Consider the following 7,345-nt stretch of genomic DNA (forward strand, 5'->3'; position numbering starts at 1 on the left):
AGACTATCTCTCTCAAATAGATTCAGAGTAACTGCAATCACCATCCCTCGCCATCTTCAGGCCAAACTCTCGCAGAGCGGGCAAGAAATTTTTGTTTTCGTGATGGGATCGGCTCAACTTCAGCAAGGCAAATCTCTGGATATCGTGCAAGTTTCTCCAGAAATCGAGGGCAAGCCGGATCCCCAGGTCTTGAGCTTTTTGTTGGACAGCCATTGGGATCTGGTTGGGATTTTGCCATTCAGGCTGGGGGTCAATGGGAATCTCTTGCGCCTCTTCGTGGCAGATGGAGCGAACCAAATGGCGCAGATGGTTGCGGAGTTCTTCTAGATCCTGTGGAGATTCAGAGGGCCAATCAACACACTTCCGCCGCTCTTCTAAGGAAAACTTGGCCCATTGATGGAGCTTGAGCTTGATCCCGCACAAATCCAGCTTTAGGCGCAAGGTCATGGGGATGCATCGCAGAGAGTCGGCAAAATCTTGCTCAAACTGAAACAGAGTCATGGGAACCTCGATTAGGAACCAAATCTAGAGTTGAGGGGATTGCTTGAGCGATGGATCGGCTTTCTCAAGAGCAACGGCGCAGGCTTTTAATTCCGGCTGTCCGGAATCAGGGCAACTGATGTCATGGGTGAGGGCATTACACTCAGCTTGTTCTGCCCAGAGGGATCCCCAGTGCATGGGTACAAATAGCGTACCGGGAGCAATGTTGGCAGTTATCTTGGCCGGGAAATAGGCCCGTCCGCGGGCAGAACGCACTTGAACCCAATCTCCATCTTGGATGCCCAGTTTTTCCGCATCGCGAGGATGGATTTCAATAAAGGGTTGGGGGTGCATTTGCTTGATTTTTTCAATCCTGCCGGTGCGGGTTTGGGTGTGCCAATGGCCGTAAAGCCTGCCCGTGGTTAATACGTAGGGAAACTGGGGATCCGGCGGCTCTGCTAGGCCACGGGAATGGTGGGGGATAAAGCGGGCGCGGCCATCGGGGGTCGGGAAACGCCAATCTGTGTAGAGGCGAGTGGACTTAGGGGCCGAGGTTCTTTCTTTGGGATAAGGCCATTGCTGAGGGCCTTGTTCTGCCAAAAGGGCATGGCTGAGGCCGGAGTGATCGCAGAGGCGATTTGCGGTAAGGGCGGCAAATTCTGCATAAACCTCTGCCGCGGTTTGGAAGGAAAATTGCGCTTCAAAGCCCAACCTGCGCCCCACTTCAGCAAAGATCTCCCAATCGGGTCGGGCTTCGCCAGGGGGGTCTCGAAAGGCTTGACAAAGGGTAACCCTGCGCTCGGAGTTGGTCATCACCCCGGTTTTCTCGCTCCACTGGCAGGCGGGCAAAAGCAAATGGGCATATTCTGCCGTTTCTGTAGGGTAATAAGCCTCTTGGTAAACGGTAAAGGGAGACTTTTTCAGGGCTTTTTTGACCCGTTCCAGATCGGGGAAGCTCACCAAAGGATTGGTGGCCACAATCCAAAAGAACTGCAGGGATCCCGTCTCCAGAGCGGCAATCATCTCGGTAGCCCTCAGCCCTGGGCAGGGAGAGAGGGAACCGCTGGGCAAACCCCAAGCCTGCTCCACCTCTGCCCGATGCTGGGGCTGGCTCACCAGCCGATATCCCGGCAGCAGATGAGATAACCCCCCCGCCTCTCGACCGCCCATGGCATTGGGCTGGCCGGTCAAGGAAAAGGGGCCCGTCCCCGGTCGGCCAATTTGCCCGGTCAGGAGATGCAGGTTGATTAAGCTGGTGATCTTGGCGGTGCCCTCACTGGACTGGTTTAGGCCCATCGACCAAAGGGAGAGAACCCTTTGGGATCCCTGCCAAAGCTTGGCTGCTTCGATCAAATCCTCGGTGGCAATTCCGCAGCGCTGGGCCACAATCTGCGGTTCATAATCGGCCAGCAAAGCTGCATATTCGGCAAAACCTTGGGTGCAGCCCTCGATAAAATCAGCAGCAATGGATCCCCACTTTAACAACAAATGGGCAATCCCATTGAAAAGATCGATATCCGTACCGGGGCGAATTTTTAAGTGGAGATCGGCAGCTTCTGCTGTCTGAGTGCGCCGGGGATCCACGACCACCATTTTGAGGGGGGATCCGGGCTTGTGCCGCTTCTTCAAGCGATTAAAAAGAATGGGGTGGCACTCGGCGGTGTTGGTGCCCACCAGAAAAGCCAGATTGCAGAGATCGAGATCCTCATAGCAGCAGGGGGGACCGTCGGATCCCAGGGATTGGGTGTAGGCTGAGACAGCCGAGGACATGCACAGGCGCGAGTTGGTGTCAAAATTATTGGTGCCCAGGCAGCCCTTAATGAGCTTTTGAGCAACGTAATAGTCTTCAGTGAGCAACTGCCCCGATCCATACATGGCTATGGAGTGAGGGTTGTCTTTGAGGCAGCGCAGCCGAGAAACCATCTCCTCAAAAGCCTGATCCCAAGAAATGCGGCGAAAGGGCTGATCCAAGCTCTCCCGAAACAGGGGAGAGAGCAGCCGATCTCGACCAACTGCCTCCAGAACCGTAGCCCCCTTTACACAGACCATCCCCAAGCTGGAAGGATGCTCCCGGTCGCCTCTCATTTTCCAGTCACCTGAGGCTGTCGAAACCGCCTCCAATCCACATCCCACACCGCAATAGGGACATAGGGTTTTGATGACAGCTTTTTCCGACTCCATCGCGGTCACCATGAGTGGGGATCCCTATTAAACGCCCAATTCTCTCGCATTTTGGATCCCTTAGCTGAGAAGAGCGGCAACTTGGATCTCCAAGCCAGGTAATACAACCTAGCTCTTGTCAGTGTCCTGTTCAGCTAGCCAAAGATGGCCATCTTGAGTTTGGATAAAAACGTATTTGCTTCTGGGAAAAATCAGCCAGACTTCCAGTACATCGGAGCTGAGATACTCTTGGGCTTTTAGGAAAATATCTTCTCCACAGTCGGTTGGAGAGAAGATCTCCTCAACCAGAGGATAGCTCTGCAGCAGCATGGCAATATCCTCTCCAAATTGCTGGATTAAATCTGGAGATGAGTAGGCAACATCAGGTCTTCTGACTTTGCCTGTCGTTTGGCAGGGAGCCTCCACCAAAACCATGCCTCCCAATTGCTGATGTTCGACATAACCGGCCCAACGGATGAGAAGTCGGGTTTGGATCTTGGCATGCACTAAGGTTTGCCCCACTTTCTCCACAATGTAGCCATCTACCCATTTGGTTTGGGCAACTGGATTGGCCAGATAGTCGGCAAGGGTTTTGGGCAAGCTAGAGACCCGCTCCTCCATTGGGAGATCGGTTGGAGCTACCTGAACCGGAGCAGTGGCCATCAACTTCCCTCCCCAAGCGTTTTGATCCCTAGCTTAATCCTCCCTATGGGCAAAGCGACGATAGAGGAAGTCAAGGGCGCGGTTGCGCAATTCGTAGAACTCGGGCATTTCCATAATGCGGGAGCGGATGCGCGGTCGCTCGAAGGGAATGGTCAAGATCTCGCCGATATGGGCAGCGGGGCCGTTGGTCATCATCACCACACGGTCTGACAAGTAAAGAGCTTCGTCGATGTCATGAGTAATCATCAAAACCGTGCAGCGGTGATCCCGCCAAATGGCCAGCAGCTCATCTTGTAGATCTTCCTTGGTAATGGCATCCAAGGCCCCAAAAGGCTCATCCAAGAGCAAAACTTGCGGACGAACGGCAAGAGCACGGGCAATGGCTACCCTTTGCTTCATGCCTCCAGAAAGCTGCTTGGGCCGCTTGTGGGCTGCTTCCGCCAAACCTACCAATTCCAGATGTTCTTGAACAATTTCCCTTTTTTCCCACCGGGGTTTGGTTGGGTACACCTGATCCACCACCAGATAAATATTTTCAAAGGCAGTCAGCCAGGGCAAAAGGGAATAATGTTGAAACACCATCATCCGATCTGGCCCTGGGGAGGTGATGGGCTGGCCCTTGAGGGTAATGGATCCCGAAGTGGGAGTCGAAAAACCCGCCACCATGTTGATCAAGGTGGATTTGCCGCAACCGGAGTGGCCGATAATGCAAACAAACTCACCGGCGGCCACTTCCAGATTGATATTTTCCAGCGCAACGAAGGGCCCTGCTGAGGTGAAGTAGGTCTTGCCCACATTCTGAAGACAAAGAAGGGGCAGTCCTGCAACCGGAGAAGCAGAAGATAGCGGTGAGGAGAACGTGCGGGAGCTGGTCATCATGGTGTTTTCCAATCGAGAGTTTAAGGTAACAAAAGCTAAACTTCGCTGAGCCGGTACTCCTGCAGCTTCAGATCCTGCCGGATGGCCACAGACTCCAGGTAAGCAACGGGATCCTCTCCGTCGAAGCGGGATCCATCGCCAAAGAGTAAAGCTCCGCGGTCGTGGGCCCGATCCGGAAGGCCCAGTTCTCTGGCGGCTAGGGCGTAGGTTTCGCTGTCCAGAACTTGGTCGAGAACCGAAACCCAATTGCGGGGAAAAGCGCAGAGGCCCCAGCGAGCCATCTGCGTCAGGATCCAGAGGTGTTCCAATCTTTCCGGACAGGTGTTGCGCCCGTTGGCAAACTGGTGAAAACCGGTGAGGGCTTGGGATTCATCGGCAATTCCCCGCTGCAGAATACCCGTCCACCCCGGCTGCAGATCCTCCAGGGCCACGCCCACATACTGGGGCTGAGCCAGCCACTCCAAGATCTCAGAACGGTGCTGCGGCTGATCGCAGTAGTGACAAGCCTCCAGTAGTGCCTTGACCAGAGCTACATGGGTACGGGGGTAGTTTTGCGCCCAATCCTGGCGCACCGTCAGCACCTTTTCGATGTGGCTGGGTAAGATTTCAGGGGTGGTGGTGACGATAAATCCCAACTGTTCCCGCACGGCGCGGGAGTTCCAGGGCTCGCCCACGCAGTAGCCATCGATGTTGCCGGCCTTGAGGTGGGCCACCATCTGCGGCGGCGGGATCACCGTCAACGTAACGTCCCGATCCGGATCCACCCCCCCACCGGCCAGCCAGTGCCGCAACAGGAAGTTTTGCATGGAAGCCGGATGAACCACTCCCAGGGTGTGGACTGTGTCGGGGGTGTGGTTGAGGTATTGGCGAAAATCCGCCAGGCTTTGAACGCCTCGCTCCAAAAGTCTGCGCCCAAAGGTAATGGCGTTGCCGCCGCGGGAGAGGGTTAGCGCGGTAATCAAAGGCACCGGAACTCCCCCCACCCCCAACGTGGAGGCCAACGGGATCCCGGCCACCACCATGGCCGCATCCAGCCGACCGGAGCGGATCCCTTCCCAGATGGTCTTCCAGCCTGGCTCCCGCACCAGGGTGACCTGCTCCAGGCCATGCTTTTGAAACAGGCCTTTTTCCTGCGCCACCACCAGCGGGGCGCAGTCGTTGAGGGGCACAAAGCCAACCTCCAAATTGACCTTCTCCAGGCCGTGTTTGGCAATGGCCACGCGAACAGGCGTTTTTTGGCGAGCCCGCTTTTGCTGGTTGAGAAAGTAGATCATCTCTCCCCGCAGGCTGTAGTAGTCGGGGTGACGCACCACTTCCAAACGATGGCGGGGCCGAGGAAAAGGGATCCGCAAAATCTGGCCAATGCGGGCCTCCGGGCCATTGGTCATCATTACCACCCGATCCGAAAGCAGCAGCGCCTCATCCACATCGTGGGTAACCATGACACAGGTGAGCTGCTCCGCCTGGGCAATCTCCATCAGTTGCTCCTGCAGGTTGCCGCGCGTCAAGGCATCCAGAGCGCCAAAGGGCTCATCCAACAGCAGCACCCGCGGACGGATGGCCAAAGCCCGGGCAATGGCTACCCGCTGTTTCATCCCTCCTGACAGATGGGCCGGTCGCTTGTCGGCTGCCCCCTGCAACCCCACCTGGCGAATGTGCTCTTCCACAATCCGGCTTCGCTCTGCTTTGGGAAGGGATCCCAGCACCTCGTCCACGGCCAGGGCAATGTTCTCCCGCACCGTCAGCCAGGGCAGCAGGGAATAGTTCTGAAACACCACCATGCGATCTGGGCCGGGATCTGTAACCTGTCGGCCCTCCAGGAGAATGCCTCCGCGGGAAGGCTTTTCCAGGCCGGCGATGATGTTGAGTAGGGTCGATTTGCCACAGCCGGAGTGGCCAATTAGCGAGACAAATTCCCCTTTTTGGATCTCCAGGTGGATGTCTTTCAGGACAGGATAGACCTCTCCGTTGTCGAGGAGAAATTCCTTGTCGACATGATCCACTTCAATGTAAGGCTGGGTCTTCATGATTCCCCTGAGATGATTTCTGAGAGCATGGAGAAATTGTCAGCAACCAATCTAAAACTCGGCCAAGCTCATTTAGCGATCCTCAGCCACCACCAGCGAGCCAATCCAAGCCGTGATGCGATCCAGCAGAAGACCCACCATCCCGACATAGATCAAAGCCAGAATGATTTCGCTGATGCGGGAGCTATTCCAGGCATCCCAGATGAAGAACCCGATGCCCACACCGCCAATCAACATTTCCGCTGCCACAATGGCCAGCCAAGACAAGCCCACCCCAATGCGCAAGCCGGTAAAAATATAGGGCACAGTTGCCGGGAAAACGATTTTGAAAAAGTACTTCCAGCCCGACATGCGCACAATTCTCGCCACATTGCGGTAGTCCTGAGGGATCTGCTGTACGCCGACAACAGTGTTGATCAAAATGGGCCAGAGGGCCGTAATGAAGATTACAAAAATGGCGGAAGGGTTGGCATCCCGAAAGGCAGCCAAAGAAATCGGCAGCCAGGCCAAAGGCGGCACCGTGCGCAGCACCTGAAAAATGGGATCCAAAGCCTCGTACAGCCAGCGATTGACCCCGATGATCATGCCGCCCACAACCCCCACCAAGCCGGCCAGGGCAAACCCAATGAACACCCGCCGCAAGCTGGCCCAAATTTGCCAGAACAGACCTTTGGCATTGCCGCCATAGTCAAAAAAGGGATCTTTAATGAGGGGATCCCAGGTGTCCTGCCAAACCTGGAGAGGGGTGGGCAAGTTGGCTCCGGGGCGGCTATAGGCAATTTGCCAGAGAACGAGCACTATTAAAATGGCCGTGGTGGGCAAAAGAACGCGGCGCAGCACTTGGTGGATTTGGACTCGCTGCCTCCAAGCAGAAGAAGATGCAGAGCTGGCCGGGGAGTGGAGCCCGGCATTGGACTGAAGAACAAAGCCTGGGCTGGTTTTCAGCAGCCAGTGGCCTAGGTTAACCAATAGAGGAAGCAGGATCCGAAAGAGGTGGTAGCCCAACTGTAGGGCAGAGTGGAAAATCCTCATGGCTTGCTGGGAGTAAGGTTGAAGTCAACTTAAGAGGATCCCAAGAGAGAAGGGGTTTCAGTTGAACACTCTTTGTGGGGATTCGGGGATCCCTTCTCTCCTGG

General features: G+C 55.5%; 6 protein-coding genes. All 6 read right to left on the minus strand.

Annotated features, from left to right (window positions below; all coding sequences use genetic code 11):
• Positions 1-12: 12 nt before the first annotated feature.
• On the minus strand, positions 13-501 hold the full coding sequence (locus NW820_RS05220; RefSeq protein WP_414357823.1) for a nitrate reductase associated protein: 489 nt from the start codon (positions 499-501) through the stop codon (positions 13-15).
• 24 nt (positions 502-525) lie between these two features.
• The gene (locus NW820_RS05225; RefSeq protein ID WP_414406880.1) at positions 526-2,661 is read right to left on the minus strand and encodes a molybdopterin oxidoreductase family protein; all 2,136 of its coding nucleotides are present in this window, start codon (positions 2,659-2,661) and stop codon (positions 526-528) included.
• Positions 2,662-2,769: 108 nt separating this feature from the next.
• The gene (locus tag NW820_RS05230) at positions 2,770-3,303 is read right to left on the minus strand and encodes a Uma2 family endonuclease (RefSeq protein WP_414406875.1); all 534 of its coding nucleotides are present in this window, start codon (positions 3,301-3,303) and stop codon (positions 2,770-2,772) included.
• A 33-nt stretch (positions 3,304-3,336) separates the two neighbouring features.
• Positions 3,337-4,179 (minus strand): ABC transporter ATP-binding protein, encoded by an 843-nt coding sequence (locus tag NW820_RS05235; RefSeq protein WP_414406881.1) that lies wholly within the window; start codon positions 4,177-4,179, stop codon positions 3,337-3,339.
• Between the two features lie 38 nt (positions 4,180-4,217).
• On the minus strand, positions 4,218-6,209 hold the full coding sequence (locus tag NW820_RS05240) for a nitrate ABC transporter ATP-binding protein (RefSeq protein ID WP_414406876.1): 1,992 nt from the start codon (positions 6,207-6,209) through the stop codon (positions 4,218-4,220).
• Positions 6,210-6,281: 72 nt separating this feature from the next.
• On the minus strand, positions 6,282-7,241 hold the full coding sequence (gene ntrB, locus NW820_RS05245; RefSeq protein ID WP_414406877.1) for a nitrate ABC transporter permease: 960 nt from the start codon (positions 7,239-7,241) through the stop codon (positions 6,282-6,284).
• Positions 7,242-7,345 lie beyond the last annotated feature (104 nt).

Origin of the sequence: Synechococcus sp. R55.7 (assembly GCF_047461955.1) — a bacterium.
Lineage (GTDB): Bacteria > Cyanobacteriota > Cyanobacteriia > Thermostichales > Thermostichaceae > Thermostichus.